This is a genomic window from Arcticibacter sp., from assembly GCF_045629565.1.
GTDB lineage: Bacteria > Bacteroidota > Bacteroidia > Sphingobacteriales > Sphingobacteriaceae > Arcticibacter.
Genome location: NZ_JAZQRL010000015.1, coordinates 45578 through 60871, shown reverse-complemented (window position 1 = coordinate 60871; position 15294 = coordinate 45578). Strand labels below are relative to the sequence as shown.

Annotated in this window: 18 protein-coding genes; 11 read left to right on the top strand and 7 right to left on the bottom strand. The window is 44.4% G+C overall.

The features are described 5' to 3' along the window. Positions 1–75 precede the first annotated feature (75 nt). Positions 76–282 (top strand): hypothetical protein, encoded by a 207-nt coding sequence (locus ACKI5J_RS02375; protein WP_407426120.1) that lies wholly within the window; start codon positions 76–78, stop codon positions 280–282. Between the two features lie 71 nt (positions 283–353). Here the strand turns inward: ACKI5J_RS02375 and rpmA are convergent, their stop codons facing one another. Together rpmA and rplU are read right to left on the bottom strand one after the other, a co-directional pair. Further along, positions 354–629, bottom strand: coding sequence for a 50S ribosomal protein L27 (gene rpmA / locus ACKI5J_RS02370; protein ID WP_106294884.1), 276 nt, complete (start codon positions 627–629; stop codon positions 354–356). 67 nt (positions 630–696) lie between these two features. Further along, positions 697–1008, bottom strand: a complete 312-nt coding sequence (rplU, locus tag ACKI5J_RS02365) for a 50S ribosomal protein L21 (protein WP_106294886.1) — start codon at positions 1006–1008, stop codon at positions 697–699. 405 nt (positions 1009–1413) lie between these two features. On the opposite strand from rplU, the gene ACKI5J_RS02360 reads away from it, so the two are divergent. Beyond that, entirely contained in the window at positions 1414–1695 is a 282-nt protein-coding gene (locus ACKI5J_RS02360; RefSeq protein WP_407426118.1) for a pyrimidine/purine nucleoside phosphorylase, read from the top strand. Positions 1696–1754: 59 nt separating this feature from the next. Here ACKI5J_RS02360 and ACKI5J_RS02355 read toward each other — a convergent pair whose 3' ends face one another. Further along, positions 1755–2657: a histone deacetylase gene (locus tag ACKI5J_RS02355; protein WP_407426116.1), complete on the bottom strand. Its 903-nt coding sequence runs from the start codon at positions 2655–2657 to the stop codon at positions 1755–1757. 83 nt (positions 2658–2740) lie between these two features. On the opposite strand from ACKI5J_RS02355, the gene ACKI5J_RS02350 reads away from it, so the two are divergent. From ACKI5J_RS02350 to ACKI5J_RS02340, 3 genes are all read left to right on the top strand, one after another. Beyond that, entirely contained in the window at positions 2741–3685 is a 945-nt protein-coding gene (locus tag ACKI5J_RS02350; protein ID WP_407426114.1) for a Smr/MutS family protein, read from the top strand. 15 nt (positions 3686–3700) lie between these two features. Then, entirely contained in the window at positions 3701–4753 is a 1053-nt protein-coding gene (locus ACKI5J_RS02345; protein WP_407426112.1) for a hypothetical protein, read from the top strand. A 234-nt stretch (positions 4754–4987) separates the two neighbouring features. Beyond that, a complete protein-coding gene (locus ACKI5J_RS02340) occupies positions 4988–5413 on the top strand; it encodes a hypothetical protein (RefSeq protein ID WP_407426110.1) in 426 nt (141 codons plus the stop codon). A 128-nt stretch (positions 5414–5541) separates the two neighbouring features. Here the strand turns inward: ACKI5J_RS02340 and ACKI5J_RS02335 are convergent, their stop codons facing one another. Continuing rightward, positions 5542–7425: a DNA topoisomerase IV subunit B gene (locus ACKI5J_RS02335; protein WP_407426124.1), complete on the bottom strand. Its 1884-nt coding sequence runs from the start codon at positions 7423–7425 to the stop codon at positions 5542–5544. 245 nt (positions 7426–7670) lie between these two features. Between ACKI5J_RS02335 and ACKI5J_RS02330 the strand changes: the two genes are divergently transcribed. The 5 genes from ACKI5J_RS02330 to ACKI5J_RS02310 all read left to right on the top strand — a co-directional run bounded on the left by ACKI5J_RS02330 (position 7671) and on the right by ACKI5J_RS02310 (position 11838). Continuing rightward, entirely contained in the window at positions 7671–7862 is a 192-nt protein-coding gene (locus ACKI5J_RS02330; protein ID WP_407426108.1) for a hypothetical protein, read from the top strand. 344 nt (positions 7863–8206) lie between these two features. Continuing rightward, a complete protein-coding gene (gene ruvB, locus ACKI5J_RS02325) occupies positions 8207–9229 on the top strand; it encodes a Holliday junction branch migration DNA helicase RuvB (RefSeq protein WP_407426122.1) in 1023 nt (340 codons plus the stop codon). Positions 9230–9323: 94 nt separating this feature from the next. Continuing rightward, positions 9324–10910 carry a peptide chain release factor 3 gene (locus ACKI5J_RS02320; RefSeq protein ID WP_407426106.1) on the top strand — a complete coding sequence of 529 codons (1587 nt, stop codon included), beginning with the start codon at positions 9324–9326 and terminating at the stop codon, positions 10908–10910. Between the two features lie 74 nt (positions 10911–10984). After that, positions 10985–11308 (top strand): hypothetical protein, encoded by a 324-nt coding sequence (locus ACKI5J_RS02315; RefSeq protein WP_407426104.1) that lies wholly within the window; start codon positions 10985–10987, stop codon positions 11306–11308. Between the two features lie 86 nt (positions 11309–11394). Continuing rightward, a complete protein-coding gene (locus ACKI5J_RS02310; RefSeq protein ID WP_407426102.1) occupies positions 11395–11838 on the top strand; it encodes a tail fiber domain-containing protein in 444 nt (147 codons plus the stop codon). A 5-nt stretch (positions 11839–11843) separates the two neighbouring features. Here ACKI5J_RS02310 and ACKI5J_RS02305 read toward each other — a convergent pair whose 3' ends face one another. The 3 genes from ACKI5J_RS02305 to ACKI5J_RS02295 form a co-directional block, all read right to left on the bottom strand. Beyond that, positions 11844–12623, bottom strand: a complete 780-nt coding sequence (locus ACKI5J_RS02305; RefSeq protein WP_407426100.1) for an N-acetylmuramoyl-L-alanine amidase — start codon at positions 12621–12623, stop codon at positions 11844–11846. Between the two features lie 90 nt (positions 12624–12713). Further along, positions 12714–13343 carry a hypothetical protein gene (locus tag ACKI5J_RS02300; RefSeq protein ID WP_407426098.1) on the bottom strand — a complete coding sequence of 210 codons (630 nt, stop codon included), beginning with the start codon at positions 13341–13343 and terminating at the stop codon, positions 12714–12716. A 70-nt stretch (positions 13344–13413) separates the two neighbouring features. Continuing rightward, positions 13414–14556 carry a putative sensor domain DACNV-containing protein gene (locus ACKI5J_RS02295; RefSeq protein ID WP_407426096.1) on the bottom strand — a complete coding sequence of 381 codons (1143 nt, stop codon included), beginning with the start codon at positions 14554–14556 and terminating at the stop codon, positions 13414–13416. Positions 14557–14793: 237 nt separating this feature from the next. Between ACKI5J_RS02295 and ACKI5J_RS02290 the strand changes: the two genes are divergently transcribed. Continuing rightward, positions 14794–15291 (top strand): YMGG-like glycine zipper-containing protein, encoded by a 498-nt coding sequence (locus ACKI5J_RS02290; protein WP_407426094.1) that lies wholly within the window; start codon positions 14794–14796, stop codon positions 15289–15291. Positions 15292–15294 lie beyond the last annotated feature (3 nt).

The following is a 15294-nucleotide window of genomic DNA, read 5'->3' as shown; positions in this document are numbered from 1 at the left end:
TGAGCCGATTTTGCACTAAAAAGACAAGGGGATCAGGATAGAACGCCTTTATATAAAGGTGTATACATCGTCGGTATGAAAGCGTATACAACCAGTGAAAAGCCAGTCAAAAGTCCGACTTTTCATACCCCAGGTCGGACTGATCCCGGGAGAATCTGCGCCTGTTATCGCCTGCATATAAAGCTTGTATTGTTGAGCATGAGCGAAAGCGCCGGAGATGGCCGAAGACGGTTGTTTACCGGCTACCCGGTGAACGGCCACCTGCTTTCAACCAGCAGCTAAAATCTTACCGAACAAAAAAAGGGGCGATCATATGTATGATACACCCCTTTTTATTTTAAAGTACCTTTTATTTATTCTGCTGTAGCAGGAGCTTCAACAGGAAGAACAGAAACGTATGATCTGTTATCAGCTTTCTTTTTGAATACTACTGTACCGTCTATCAGAGCAAAGATCGTGTGATCTTTTCCTAAACCAACGTTTTTATCCGGGTGGTGTTTAGTACCACGCTGACGTACAATGATATTTCCAGCAATAGCTGCCTGACCACCGAAGATCTTAATACCTAAGCGTTTGCTATGTGATTCTCTACCGTTATTCGAACTACCAGCGCCTTTCTTGTGTGCCATGTTTTTTATATTATGAATTGATTGCTCAATTCAGGTTATTATTCTGTTTGTTGGATTATTTCGTTAATTACAAAGTAATACCAGTGATCTCAATTTTAGAGAATTGCTGACGGTGACCGTTCTTCTTTTTGTAGCCTTTACGACGTTTCTTTTTGAAGACAATTACTTTATCTCCTTTTAAATGAGACACGATCTTAGCTGAAACCTTAGCACCTGTTAATGCATTAGCACCAACTTTGATGTTATTTCCGTCTGCAGCTAACAATACCTGGTCAAATTCAACACTAGCGCCTTCTTCTCCTTGTAAGCGATGTACAAAGATCTGCTGGTCTTTTGCAACCTTGAATTGCTGTCCGGCTATATTTACTATTGCGTACATTGTTAGTTAATTAGTTTTTTTAAATGAGGTGCAAATATAGATATTAATTAGAAAAAGAGCAAATGTTATAACAAATGAGTTTTTTCTCCACCTCCGGAAGACAAAAATAAATCTACAACCTGTTGACTTCTTCTACAATTTTCAAATCAACAAGCTGAGTGCACACACTGATAGCCACCTGATTAAGCAAATTCAGGAAAGTGGCATAACTTTTCCTTAAGACAAGCAAGTGGTCTCACAAAGATATTCATACCATTCATCCTGGTATTCTTTAGTTACCCAAATTAGAAATCGACCTTTCAAGCCCCAACTTTTGGGGCTTTTTTTATTACCGCCATTAATACTTGCATTTTGTCGAGCAGTGTTTCGTGATAAATTCGGATATTCCGCTACTAAATATTACATATGATACACGTAAACGAATATTTCGAAGGGGCTGTTAAATCATTAGGCTACACAAGCGGACAAGGAAAATCCACTATTGGGGTTATCGAAGAAGGCGAATATGAATTTGGCACCTCTGCTAAAGAAACAATGCAGGTAATTGAAGGCGAACTTATTGCTTTGCTACCAGGCGAATCCGAATGGAAAGCCTACACCAGCGGACAGTCATTTGATGTTCCTGCCAATTCAAGCTTCAAAGTAAGGACAAGCCGTCAGAGCTCCTACCTCTGCAAGTACGAATAAACCGGCGTCAATAAAAAGAGCTCAGCGATCTAATTGGTGGAGAGGCCTGGTCCTCTCCCCTAAAAGTAAATATGGTCGGCGATGCGATAGGTATTGCAATGGGCTTCGACGATATCAATGATCTGTGGCGAATAACCACCGCCCATGCTAACCTGAACGGGCACCTTCCGGCTTTTGCATAATGAAAGAACCAGTTGATCGCGCATCTTACAGGCTTCTCTGCTTAAAGCCAGGTGTCCGAGCTTATCCGTTGACAGCACATCCACACCGGATAGATAGAACACAAAATCGGGCTTTACCTTCTCAAAGAGCGGTTCGAGGTGGTGGTTTAAAATATCCAGGTATTCCTCGTCGCCGGTTCCTGCAGGCAAGCCTATATCGAGATCCGACTGCTCCTTACGGAAGGGGAAGTTTTTTTCCGCGTGCATAGAAAACGTAAATACATGCTGGTTAGACCGAAAGATTTCCGCTGTACCGTTTCCCTGATGCACATCGAGGTCAATGATCAGAACAGAGCCTGCAAGCTTGCGATGCAGCAGGTAATTGGCTGCAACAGCCTGATCGTTTAACAGGCAAAAGCCTTCTGCCCAGTTAGAGCCTGCGTGGTGCGTACCGCCCGCAACGTTGAAAGCTATACCATATTGCATGGCATAATGGCAACCCTCTATGGTCCCTTGGGCGATCTGCCGCTCCCTGTCGACCAGTGCCTTTGACAAGGGAAACCCCGACCTTCTGATTTCAGCCGGACTTAATGCAAGGTCACGGAGACGTTCCCAGTAGTCTCGTTGGTGGGTAAGCAGAATAACATCTTCGGAGACGAGGCCGGGGGAATACAAATTCGCGTTGTTGATGAGTCCCTCATACATCAGTTGTCCGGGAATAAGCTCATACTTCAGCATAGGGAACCGGTGTCCTGCTGGCAAGGGGTGAGAATAGTTGGCGTCCCAAGCGATCTTTAACACCTTCTAAAGTACAAAAGAAATGGAAAACCTGCTGTCAAAGGCATTTTTTATCTAAGTTTGTTACTCAATCAAGACATTATAAAATGGAATTTAAGTTAGGAGAGTTTGTCCGTTTCGTTGACGAAAGAATGGAAGGATATGTTACCCGCATCATCAGCGATGACATGATCGGTGTAACGGGGGAGGATGATTTTGAAATTCCTGTCTTAACTACGAAAGTAACACGTGTGCACGGCCATAAATATCCCGGAGCAGCGGAGCAATACCAGGCTGACACACCAGCCCCCTCGGATACATTTGAGTCAAAAGGGATTTTTTTGGCGGTAGTCCCCGATCCGAACAAAGCTTCTGTCGTACACTTTCATCTGGTGAACGATACCTCCTTTCAATTACTGACCACTCTGATAACGGACAAGGCGGGCGTAAGCAAGGGGGAGTTTGCCGGCAGCATACAACCACACAGTGCGGTCGAAATATATTCATCTAACTTATCTGACCTCAGCGTATGGCCTGGCTTCGTGATCCGTGCCTTGTATTTCTCTAAATCAAACGTCGCCATCCCGGAAGCCATCCAGTATTCCGAGAAGTTTAGAGCCAGGGACTTTGCAGGTGCCAGGAAAAAGGTCGCGCAGTTAAACAAAGAGGCCTGGGTCTTTCGGATTGATGAAGACGATCTTGTTATTGACCCTGAAAAGCTGAAAGAGAGCTTTTTCAAGCCTGTGGCTGAAAAGAAAGTTATAGAGAAACCTTCCGCCGAAGTGGATCTTCATATTGAGAAGCTCAGAGATGATTTTCAGTTTCTTAGCAATACTGAAATTCTGAAGATCCAGATGGATCATTACAAAAAAGCACTGGATGCGGCCATCGTGCATAAGCTCCCTTCTATCACCTTCATTCATGGGATAGGAAACGGCACCCTTAAACAAGAAATACATAAGACACTGGGGCGGAATAATCATGTGAAGACATTTTTGGACGCCCGCAAGGAGAAATTCGGCTATGGTGCTACCGAAGTGATTTTAAAATAATTTAACCAGTCTATCATGACGCAGTTTGAGACCAGAGCAGACGTCCCTTCCAAGAAAAAGTTTTTTTACCCCATTCACGATCCGCTGAGAGAATATCTGCTGAAATATAACCGGGAGGTTAAACTCCATGTGCAGTATTCTGACCTGCTCCGTTTTCAGTTCAGTACTCCCCTGCTGGATAAAGCAGGTAATGATACGTTGTGGCAAACGGTGTATTATGACCAGTCTGAAATGAATGAATTGTTTCCAAATCTTAAATATATCTACGCCCTGATGAATGCGGACGGAGATATGAAGGTCATGGAGCATCTTCACATTGCGCAGATCGATTACTGTACGTTCGGGAATTCCAAGCCATTCCGGATCAGAGTGATGAACCGGTTCAACGATAACTATGATTACTTCTATGTGAAAGTAGCGGATGCCTCCAGGGTTTATGGGATTGAGCTGGAACATATCCTCTCACCGAACCGTATCTCTTACCTGACAGATAACAGCACTTTGATCGAAGAACACATCTCGGGACTGCCAGGAGACGTATTTATACAACAAAGAACGAATACCTCGAAGTTTAACCAGATCCGTATCTGCAAGGAGTTTGTCAAATTCAATGAGCGTTGTTTTATTCGCTTACTGGGAGACATGCGCTCTTATAATTATGTGGTGCACATCACGCCGGATATTGAGGGTAACCAATACCGGATAAGGGCGATAGATTTTGATCAGCAGTCTTATGAGGGGCGCCGGAACTTCTACCTGCCGCATTATTTTAAAGAGAATAACAAACTCGTTCAGCTGGGGATACAGCACATGGATAAAATGACCATGAGGCAATATCAGGAGGAAGAAAGGAGCTTGATCTACAACCGGATGAAACTTGTGCATTACCGACTCAGCGATATTCTGCAGGTAATGAAGAAACACGAGATATCACCCAGAGAAAAAGTGGAGCAGTTGGGCAAGGAATTATGGGCCTATCACAAGAAGGGAGCTTTCAAAAAATGCCGTACCATGGGCGAATTAGTGGAGGAACAGCTCCTGGTATTCTTTGAGAAGAAGCAAATATGACAATTGTCACGCTTTTTTGACTGAAAATGTCTGAAATCACAATGCTATATATTCTGGTTTAGGTCAAAAAACTGTTACACCTTGATGGTTTAAAACCTATTAATTGCAGGATTTTCAAGTCTGGTTCAGCATCCTTGAATTTCGGTTAAAAGTGCATGGAGAGGGTAAAAAAACAAGCTTTTGCCCCCTATATTTGTTCTTACAATATACAAAGAACAACTAATTCTCCATGTTATGAAAGCTATAAAATCTATACTCGCTGCACTGTTAGTTTCTATCATTATTACCTCTGTGGGTTACGCAAAAGGCGACAAAGGTTACCTGACCATGGACTACGCAATAAAGACATACGTAGAAGCAGTATCCTTAGGAAAGGTTAAAGGAATCGATGAGATCCTGGACAACAATGTAAAGTTCACCCTTGCACAGGGAAATAAGGTAATTAACTACAACAAAATGGAATTAATTAATTCTCTGAAAATTTCAGAGAACATTAATCAGAACTGTAAGACTGACTATTCCATTATTGAAAAAGGAGAAGCTCAAACCATTGTAAAAGTAACCATGGATTATGAGAACTTTTCTAAGATCAATTATGTCACCATCTCTAATACAGACCAGGGATGGAAGATCACCAACGTATCAAGCCTTTATAAATAGGTAAACGGCTTGTATGAAATGAGGCAGGGGGCCGGCTCAATGATTGAGCCGGCCCCCTGCCTCATTTCATATCGAAACTACTCCAGCCAGATAATAACCTGGTTACCCTTCTCCCGCGAGTCTTAGGCCTAGGCTGCAGACTCTTCGGTTTCCGCTTCTTCTTCCGGCAACAAAAGAGTATCATCTTTCTCCACACGGAGGTTCGCAACAATATGCTGCTGACGTGAAGGCGTATTCTTCCCCATGAAGTACTGCAGAAGAGACTGATTATTGGAATCTCTCAGAATAACAGGATCCAGCCGGATATCCTTGCCGATGAAAAGACCAAATTCATCCGGCGATATTTCTCCGAGACCTTTGAAACGCGTGATTTCCGGCTTATTTCCCAGCTTCGCGATCGCGTTTCTGCGTTCTTCATCGCTGTAGCAGTAAATGGTTTCTTTTTTGTTTCTTACACGAAACAGGGGTGTTTGCAGGATAAATACGTGTCCGGCTTTTACCAAATCAGGAAAGAACTGAATGAAGAACGTCATAATCAGCAACCTGATGTGCATGCCGTCGACATCGGCATCCGTCGCAATGACAATATTATTGTATCGCAGGCCTTCGAGACCATCTTCAATGTTGAGGGCATGTTGCAAAAGATTAAACTCTTCGTTCTCGTATACGATCTTTTTGGTAAGCCCGAAGCAATTGAGAGGTTTACCCTTGAGTGAGAAAACGCCCTGTGTCATTACGTCCCGGGACTTGGTAATCGAACCACTTGCAGAGTCCCCCTCTGTTATAAAGAGCGTTGTTTCCTGCTTACGCTCGTGATTGTCGTCAAAGTGGAGCTTGCAATCGCGCAGCTTCCTGTTATGTAGCGAAGCTTTTTTAGCCCGTTCATTGGCAAGCTTCTTGATTCCGGCAATATCTTTGCGCTCGCGTTCAGACTGGAGGATCCGCTTCAGCATCGCATCAGCAACCTGAGGATATTTGTGCAGATAATCATCCAGGCTCTTTTTAACAAAGTCATTGACGAAGGCTCTGACAGTAGGCCCATCAGGACCCACATTCAGAGAACCCAGCTTGGTTTTCGTCTGCGATTCAAACACCGGCTCCTGTACTCTTATTGAAACGGCGGCTACAATAGAGGCCCTGACGTCTGAAGCATCAAATTCTTTCTTGAAGAACTCTCTTATCGTTTTCACCACTGCTTCGCGGAAAGCGGCCTGGTGGGTACCACCCTGCGTTGTGTTCTGACCGTTTACGAATGAGTAATACTCTTCACCGTATTGCTGAGCATGCGTCATTGCCACCTCTATATCCTCCCCTTTGAGGTGAATGATCGGATAGCGAATCGTTTCTGCGTCTGTGTTCTTGACAAGAAGGTCATGCAACCCGCGCTCTGAAAAGTACTTTTTGCCGTTGAAGTTGATCACAAGACCGGCATTCAGGAAAACATAGTTCCAGATCATGTTCTCAATAAATTCCGGAATGAAACGGTAGTTTCTGAATATGGTGTTGTCAGGGTGAAAGGTAATAGCTGTCCCGTTGCGTTGAGTGGTCTCCTTCTCGGGCTCGTCCCGTATGATTGCGCCCTGACTGAATTCGGCGATTTTAGTCCGCCCATCACGATAAGACTGCACAATAAAAGTTGATGACAAGGCATTAACCGCCTTTGTACCCACACCGTTCAGACCTACCGACTTTTGAAAAGCCCTGGAGTCATATTTCCCACCTGTATTGATTTTGGATACACAGTCGATCACCTTCCCCAGCGGAATGCCCCTGCCATAATCGCGAACAGAAACCTTATGTTCGGATATGTTGACATCAATAGTGCGGCCAGCGCCCATAACAAACTCGTCTATGGAGTTATCGATAATCTCCTTCAGCAGTACATAAATTCCGTCGTCATAAGCAGATCCATCTCCCAACTTCCCGATATACATCCCCGGTCTGAGGCGAATATGCTCTTTCCAGTCGAGGGACTTTATACTATCTTCACTATACGTATTTGTTTCCGCCATAATATTTTCCAGTATTTGTTTTACAAAAATAAGAATATTCAGCCCGTTTAACCATCGACTTGTCCTTTTCATTATACACCAGACCCTTAAATCGATGTTTCAGGACAGAATCGTCTACAAAAAGTTACAGTATTTAGAGCCCGGCATTGGCCATTTAGGGGAGATGATGGCTTTTATAGTGAATATAGACGTTTCGGCGAGTTTGGTACAGTATTAGCATCTCGTTTGTTATAACATTGAACAATATGGTTGTTGTAAATAAATTAAAGATTCCGAAAGAGGACCAGGCAGATCAGAAAATGAAGGAAGAACTTTCATGGGAAAATCCTTCCAACCCTGAGAACGCCTCTGATAATCGTGACGTCGAACAACTACAGAGACAGAAGAGAGAAGCCGAATTGAGAAAAAATAATTTATCTGATAACGAACAAGATTAAATACCCTTCACCTTAATATATACACTATGAAAACGACGAAAACAGCCCAAATCATAAAATTAAGAACAGCCGAAGAAAATGGATCAAAATCTAGCAGCCATGAGTCTGCGGTATTAGGTAAACTAAAAGACCGTTTCATCAAGACCATGATCCCTTATTCTCAGTGCTTTCTTATTGCGTAAGATATATAAGAATTTACAAATCGTTCTTTTTCCCTCAGTTAAACAACGAAGAAAGTCCTGCATCAGCGGGACTTTCCTATTTTACAGCGCACTGACGGCCCTCTCAACGGGTTGCCAATAAACTTAGCACATTGATCATGAATTTTGTAATTTAGCGGCATGCTGAATGAGAATTTAGATCCGGACGCAGAACGGCTCTCTTCCTTAGATCGTGATATTGAGAAAGTACTCAGACCTCAGGCTTTTGAGGACTTTACCGGCCAGTTTAAGATTCTGGAAAACCTTCGAATATTTGTACAGGCAGCTAAATTACGTGGCGAATCTCTCGACCATGTTTTGCTTCATGGCCCGCCGGGACTAGGTAAAACTACGCTATCTCACATTATCGCCAACGAAATGGGAGTGAATATAAAGATCACATCGGGCCCGGTATTGGACAAACCGGGGGATCTTGCAGGTTTGCTTACCAACCTCGAAGAGGGCGATATCCTGTTTATCGATGAGATACACCGCTTAAGTCCGCTTGTAGAAGAGTACCTCTATTCGGCGATGGAAGATTTCAAGATCGATATTATGCTTGAATCGGGCCCGAACGCGAGATCTGTTCAGTTATCATTAAATCCTTTCACGCTTGTTGGCGCCACCACACGTTCGGGACTTCTTACGGCTCCGTTGAGAGCGCGGTTTGGCATTAATTCCCGTCTGGAGTATTATGATGCGAAGCTGTTGACTACCATTGTACTCCGCAGTTCTTCTATTTTAAAGACGCCGATCAGTGATGAGGGCGCTTATGAAATTGCCAGAAGGAGCCGGGGTACTCCACGTATCGCTAACGCGCTGTTGCGCCGGACACGTGATTTTGCCCAGATAAAGGGCAATGGGACTATTGATACGGAAATCGCTAAATATGCGCTTAACGCATTGAATGTAGACAGTCATGGCCTGGATGAAATGGACAACAAGATACTGGTAACCATTATTGATAAATTCAAGGGAGGACCTGTGGGCCTGAAGACAATAGCAACGGCTGTGGGTGAAGATGAGGGGACCATAGAGGAAGTATATGAGCCTTTTCTGATACAGGAAGGATTTCTGATGCGAACTTCCCGGGGACGGGAAGTAACCGACCTGGCATACAGGCATCTGGGCAGGTTGAGGCCTGGTGGCGCACAAACATTATTCTGAGCTGACACCAGCGCCTTATGTTATCATTTTTAAATGGTACATTTGCAGCCATTAATTTTTATAACGTTACAGCCCCAGCGCTTTCTTTGAAACAATGAGTGTCCATCCAGAAATAGAAAAACGAAAAACCTTCGCCATTATCAGTCACCCCGATGCGGGTAAAACAACACTAACAGAAAAGTTTCTTTTGTTTGGTGGTGCTATCAACACTGCAGGTGCGGTTAAACGCAACAAAGCCAACCAAAATACAACATCTGACTTCATGGAGATTGAGAAGCAGAGAGGAATTTCTGTGGCCACTTCTGTGATGGGATTCGAGTACAAAGGAAAACGTATCAATATTCTGGATACTCCTGGTCACAAAGACTTTGCGGAGGATACCTACCGCACATTATCTGCTGTGGACAGCGTTATCCTGGTTGTCGACAGTGTTAAAGGGGTGGAAGAACAGACAGAAAAGCTGATGGAAGTTTGCCGTATGCGTAATACGCCGGTGATTATCTTCATCAACAAAATGGACCGCGAAGGCAAGGATGCATTCGACCTGCTGGATGAGCTGGAAACAAAACTCACCATCAGTGTCTGCCCCCAGTCATGGCCTATTGGCCAGGGTCATACTTTCAAGGGAGTTTACAATATTTACGGCAATCAGCTTAACTTATTTGAGTCTGATAAATCAAAGGTCACAGAGCCGGTTATACAGGTAAAAGACCTGCATGACCCCCTGTTGGCAGAATATCTGGCTGACAAGCATCTTGACAAGCTAAAAAGCGACCTGGAGCTTACGGAAGGAATTTACGGACCACTTGACAAGGAGATGTATCTGGAAGGATTGCTGGCACCTGTATTTTTTGGCAGTGCGATCAATAACTTCGGTATACGCGAGCTGCTGGACACGTTTATTGATATTGCACCCAGCCCGGCAAGCCGCGAAGCGGAGCAGCGGATGGTGTATGCCGACGAGAAGAACTTTAGCGGGTTTGTATTTAAAATCCATGCCAACCTCGACCCTAAGCACCGCGATAGAATTGCGTTCTTAAGAATCTGTTCAGGGAAGTTCGAACGAAATAAGTTCTATTTCAACACCCGCCTGAATAAAAAGCTGAAGTTCTCGAACCCGATGGACTTCATGGCAAATGATAAGACCCTGGTAGAAGAAGCCTGGCCTGGCGACGTGGTAGGGCTATATGACAGTGGTAACTTCAAAATTGGCGATACCCTGACAGAAGGTGAAGAACTGCAGTTCAAAGGCATTCCGAGCTTCTCTCCTGAAATATTCAAGGAAGTAGAGAACAGGGATCCTCTTAAGTCCAAACAACTTGAAAAAGGTATACAGCAGCTTACGGAGGAAGGTGTGGCACAACTTTTTGTACAGCAGCCCGGCAATCGTAAGATCATCGGCGCAGTAGGCGCTCTGCAGTTTGAAGTGATCAGCTTCCGTTTAGAGCATGAATATGGCGCAAAATGTGCGTTCCGACCGCTGTCCTTCTCCCGTTCGAGTTGGATTACGGCTAAAGACAAAAAATCGTTACAGGAAATCATGCAGAGACGCTCTTCGCATATAGGGTTTGATAAAGATAATAACCCGGTATTTCTGGCCGATAATGACTGGGCTATCAACCTGGCGAAACGCGATTTTCCGGATGTAGAATTCCATACAACGTCAGAATTTAAACGATAATTACGTTTTATGCGTTATAGTTTTGTATTTTTATAGCGCAAACAGATAGCGAATAAAAGCGTTTAATAAGAAGTATGAGACGAACTTTCAGTAAGTTTATAGTACTCTCCCTTTTAATTTTTGCCGTACTGGAAAAGTCAGGCGTGTCTGTTATGTCTTTGATTTTAGCGGACCGCGCTCATGCTTTTGAAATGGTCTTGTCTGATCCGGAAACGAACGCCAAAGAAGCTGAAAATACCAAAGAGGTGTCGGCCAAAGAGGTTTGGCTATCAGACGGTGAAGAAAGTATGCTTTCACCGATATGCAAGAGTCTGTTCAGACAACCTGCTATAAGCCGGGACTTTCAAATCGTTCCCTTTTATCCATCTATCCCTACTCCTCCTCCCAACCTTTCATAGGTAATTTCTAAACCTATCAGGCAATGCATTAACCAGGTCATCAGACCTGAATGGGACAATTATATATTAACTTCAAAAATACCTTTATGACACAGTTTAATTGGAAAAACGGATTATTCCTAATGGGATTTCTATGTATATCTGCTGGAGTATCAGCTCAAACAAATTCAGTGACTAATAACGAGCTGAAGCAAAACGCACGCCCTTTGACGAATTCTTTGTCTTATCTCGAGCGGTTGGAACCTATATCTTTTGAGTACGATAAAAACCAGGCTAACAAGCTAAAGTTACCCGCAGGAGAGCAATATGGCTTTAATGCGGAGGACGTACAGAAGGTACTTCCGGGAATCGTAAAAAGCCAGAAAAAAATGGTTCCGGCAGGCAAAAATGCCTTTAAAACGACTGAAATCAAAGATGTAGAAATGGAGAGCCTTATCGCTATCCTGGTAGCATCCGTTAAGGAGCAGCAGGCGGAAATAGAAAGGCTAAAGGCTGATCTGCAGTCGCTGAAGTCTATGACATCGAAGTAACAGGCTTATTTTTTTACCGACTTCTTGTATGCCAGTACGGCATTCGAGAGGTCGGTTACAATTTCGTTCTGACCGGCAGCAGACCTCATGTACTGCTCCTCTGCAGGGCTGCTTATAAATCCTACCTCCGTTAATACCGCGGGCATTGCTGCTCTTGCTAATACCGCCAGACTCTTTTCATGTACGCCCCTGTCGATTCTACCCGACTTTTTATATTCTTTCTGGATCAGACTCGCAAATTGAATGCTCTGCGTACGGAAAGCATTCTTCATCAATGAAAGAATGATATAACTTTCAGGATCTTTAGGATCATAACCGGCGTAGTTCTTCTTGTAATCCTTCTCCAGCAGAATGGATGCGTTCTCTCTTAGAGCGATATCCTGCTCATCCAGTCGTCCGAAACCTGACACAAATGTTTCCGTCCCTCTAATGGATGCCCTGTTGCGCTTATTAAGCGGCATGGAATTACAATGGATGGAGATAAAAAGGTCGGCCTTAACTTTGTTTGCGAGGCCTATTCGTTCATAAAGGGGTAAGAACTTATCGGTGCTCCTGGTCATCACAACCTTTACTCCATTTGCTTTAAGCTTATCACGAAGCTTGAGAGCTATTTTCAGGGCGAGGTCTTTTTCTTTGGAGTTTTTGCCGAGAGCTCCGCTGTCGTGGGCTCCATGGCCTGCGTCAATGACCACGGTAAATCCCGCAGCCAGGTTTTCAGAAGATTCACCAAGTATAAATTGTGGCAGTAGTAAGAGCAGGAAAATTCGGAAGACAGATTTAATCATGTGCGATGTAATTCGTTAATGATAAAGGCGCAAAGATATAGATATCTCTATAAAATGCGCCTTTAAATGAAAAACAGCCACTTTTGCTTGCTAGTACTGCTTAATTATTCCGTCTTCTATCATCTTTTTAGCGATGACTTGAGCGTAGTCTCTGATAAAGTTGTCGAGGCTGGAAGGGTTACTTGTTCTGGATTGCGCTGACCATACCAGATCGCCGCTTTTCGAATCAAAGACATTTGTTTCCAGGTAATACTCTTTGTCCATCACCACAAAGCCCGGATCATAAAATCCGCCATACCATCCGCGATAACCCCAGTAACCACCCCAACCCCAGGGGCCGTAATAGGGCCTGTTATAGCTCTGACGATATTTTTTGTCGACTACGGTGTTGGTTACGATAATGTCACTGTCAAACTCCCGGAGCTTTTTCAGCAAGGCATCTTTGTCTTTACTTTTTTTGCTTTCCATATTGGGCGGGAATGCATCCACGCTCCTGGTGACGATGACGCCAGGGCCGCTTAATATTGCTGCCAGCTCGGTCTCGACCTTTTGCTGCGCAGTCAGGTTGTTGGTCAGGGAAGCGACCAAAACCTTTTGATAGGTTATGGTTCTGCTATCCGGTTTTTGCCAGACCCCGATAATCTGAGTGGAGGTCCCGCAGGCACTTAACATCAGCGCAGCTGTCATTAAGATAAGAAATTGGTTGTAGTACTTTTTCATGGGTGTATGTCTGTTTGTAATCATTACGTTCTCACAAGTAAAAACGTTATGAACCATCTATTATTTTACCTTATAATAACAAGGTGTCGATACGATGGGCCTGGACAGTTTGCGTAGTTGGCGACCAGCTGAAGATAGTGAATACGCCATCCTGGGATGCGACCAAAGCGATAGCATCGTGCTGATCATGAACGAACTGCGCTGCTGAAAGGTGGCGTGTACCTCCGATCTTCCCGGGATGGACAGTATCAGCCTCACCACCAACAACAGGCTCAATGAGTGCTACCCTCTCCAGGCGGGTACTTGTTTCAGCTATACTGATCTTGGCACCGAAGGCAATCAATTCGTGCTGGTCATTGATGATGGTAGCACCGTCAATGGCTGTAAGACCTGCCAGATTGTCGACTTCGCGGTTCAGCATACTTTGCCATACACTTTCACTGCGGTCCACACCTTCCTTCCATACCATATTCGCAAGGCCAGTAAACGGAGGATCTACCAGATACTGCATGGGCTGGATGATAGAGCGCCTCCAATCGGTACTCCCGGTAGGGACCACCAGCAGGATTCCTCCCTGGTGATGGGCTCGCATGGATACTGCCAGCTGGATCAGCACATTGACGGAGTGGTTGATAAACGCGGACAGATCAAGCAGCGCTTTCAGGATTGGAGGACAGTCTGCGTGATGAACACAGGACTCATCCACGACTTTAATCTGGTCGCCTTTCAATACAGCTACATTGGAATACTTTCCGAAACCGCACATTCTTCTGTGCTTAATCACCAACAGCCCCGGTTCTGACACATCAAGCACAAAACAAAAGTTTGGAAGTGTTATCGTTGTTCCCCAGATGTAAAGGCCATTTTCGTCGTACCAGACTCCCAGATGAACTCCAGGACGCTCTACTCCGGGTGCGAGCTTGGTCAGCACCAGAGCGTTCAGCGTAAGCCGGCTTCCGAATAGCAGTGCGCTATCGACCTGATCAGGAGGAAGAAATGCTATCGATATCCTCGGACTTCGCCCCTCTTCCTTACGAAGGCTCGCCCAAAATGCAGCGTCAATGATGGCTTCAATATAATATGCCGGCGGATGTTCAGCCAGATCTGACACTCCCTTTCCAGCAGCTGTATTCAGGTGATGGGCGAAATGTGCTTCGACAGTTGCCGCTACCGAGCGCGCGGCCTGGTAAGTAGATTCGTAAACTCCGGTCATACTATAAAAATAAGGGTAATTGTTTATTTTCTCTTCACATTGTATAGATATCTGGACAATTTTACATTTTAATAGAGCACTCCCCTGCGGCAAGGATAAGTTTTTCAATTATTGTTTTATTTTTTTACAAAAGTTATAGGCTCCACACCAGGAGTTTACCGATAATAGGTAAACATATCGTCTTGGTTAAACCTTTTTGGCATCATTATGTCTATACCTACACCAAGAATGATAATTATGAAAAGAGTATTCATTATGCTGGCTTTCGCATCAATAGTTGTTGCATGCAGCACGAACGGTAAGCAAGAAGCAAATTTACAAGCGCAACGTGATTCGTTAAAAGCGATTAAAGATAGTTTACGTCTCGACAGTTTCGAAAGAGCTTCTGCCGCATTGGAAGAGGAAAAGAGACTGGAAGCTGAGAAAAAGGAAATTGCTGCTACTGCAGCGGCTGCGGCATTGGCTGCCAGACCTAAGGGTTCGAACACCAACACCGTACATTATGTGCAGTCACCTTCAAACGGTACAGCTACAGCCACACCACAGGCTCAGAAAAAAGGTTGGAGTTCTGCAGCTAAGGGTGCCGCAATTGGAGCGGGCGCGGGCGCAGTTACCGGAATCTTGGTTGATAAAAAAGATGCACGCGGTGCTATTATAGGTGGTGTGGTCGGTGCCGGTACAGGATATGCGATCGGTCGTGCAAATGATAGAAAAACCGGAAGGGTTCAGAAATAGCAT

Excerpts from the sequence above, each read along its gene's own strand:
- ACKI5J_RS02375 (WP_407426120.1), top strand. The coding sequence starts at position 76 with ATGAAAGCGTATACAACCAGTGAAAAGCCAGTCAAAAGTCCGACTTTT.
- rpmA (WP_106294884.1), bottom strand. The coding sequence starts at position 629 with ATGGCACACAAGAAAGGCGCTGGTAGTTCGAATAACGGTAGAGAATCA.
- rplU (WP_106294886.1), bottom strand. The coding sequence starts at position 1,008 with ATGTACGCAATAGTAAATATAGCCGGACAGCAATTCAAGGTTGCAAAA.
- ACKI5J_RS02360 (WP_407426118.1), top strand. The coding sequence starts at position 1,414 with ATGATACACGTAAACGAATATTTCGAAGGGGCTGTTAAATCATTAGGC.
- ACKI5J_RS02350 (WP_407426114.1), top strand. The coding sequence starts at position 2,741 with ATGGAATTTAAGTTAGGAGAGTTTGTCCGTTTCGTTGACGAAAGAATG.
- ACKI5J_RS02345 (WP_407426112.1), top strand. The coding sequence starts at position 3,701 with ATGACGCAGTTTGAGACCAGAGCAGACGTCCCTTCCAAGAAAAAGTTT.
- ACKI5J_RS02340 (WP_407426110.1), top strand. The coding sequence starts at position 4,988 with ATGAAAGCTATAAAATCTATACTCGCTGCACTGTTAGTTTCTATCATT.
- ACKI5J_RS02335 (WP_407426124.1), bottom strand. The coding sequence starts at position 7,425 with ATGGCGGAAACAAATACGTATAGTGAAGATAGTATAAAGTCCCTCGAC.
- ACKI5J_RS02330 (WP_407426108.1), top strand. The coding sequence starts at position 7,671 with ATGGTTGTTGTAAATAAATTAAAGATTCCGAAAGAGGACCAGGCAGAT.
- ACKI5J_RS02320 (WP_407426106.1), top strand. The coding sequence starts at position 9,324 with ATGAGTGTCCATCCAGAAATAGAAAAACGAAAAACCTTCGCCATTATC.
- ACKI5J_RS02315 (WP_407426104.1), top strand. The coding sequence starts at position 10,985 with ATGAGACGAACTTTCAGTAAGTTTATAGTACTCTCCCTTTTAATTTTT.
- ACKI5J_RS02310 (WP_407426102.1), top strand. The coding sequence starts at position 11,395 with ATGACACAGTTTAATTGGAAAAACGGATTATTCCTAATGGGATTTCTA.
- ACKI5J_RS02305 (WP_407426100.1), bottom strand. The coding sequence starts at position 12,623 with ATGATTAAATCTGTCTTCCGAATTTTCCTGCTCTTACTACTGCCACAA.
- ACKI5J_RS02300 (WP_407426098.1), bottom strand. The coding sequence starts at position 13,343 with ATGAAAAAGTACTACAACCAATTTCTTATCTTAATGACAGCTGCGCTG.
- ACKI5J_RS02295 (WP_407426096.1), bottom strand. The coding sequence starts at position 14,556 with ATGACCGGAGTTTACGAATCTACTTACCAGGCCGCGCGCTCGGTAGCG.
- ACKI5J_RS02290 (WP_407426094.1), top strand. The coding sequence starts at position 14,794 with ATGAAAAGAGTATTCATTATGCTGGCTTTCGCATCAATAGTTGTTGCA.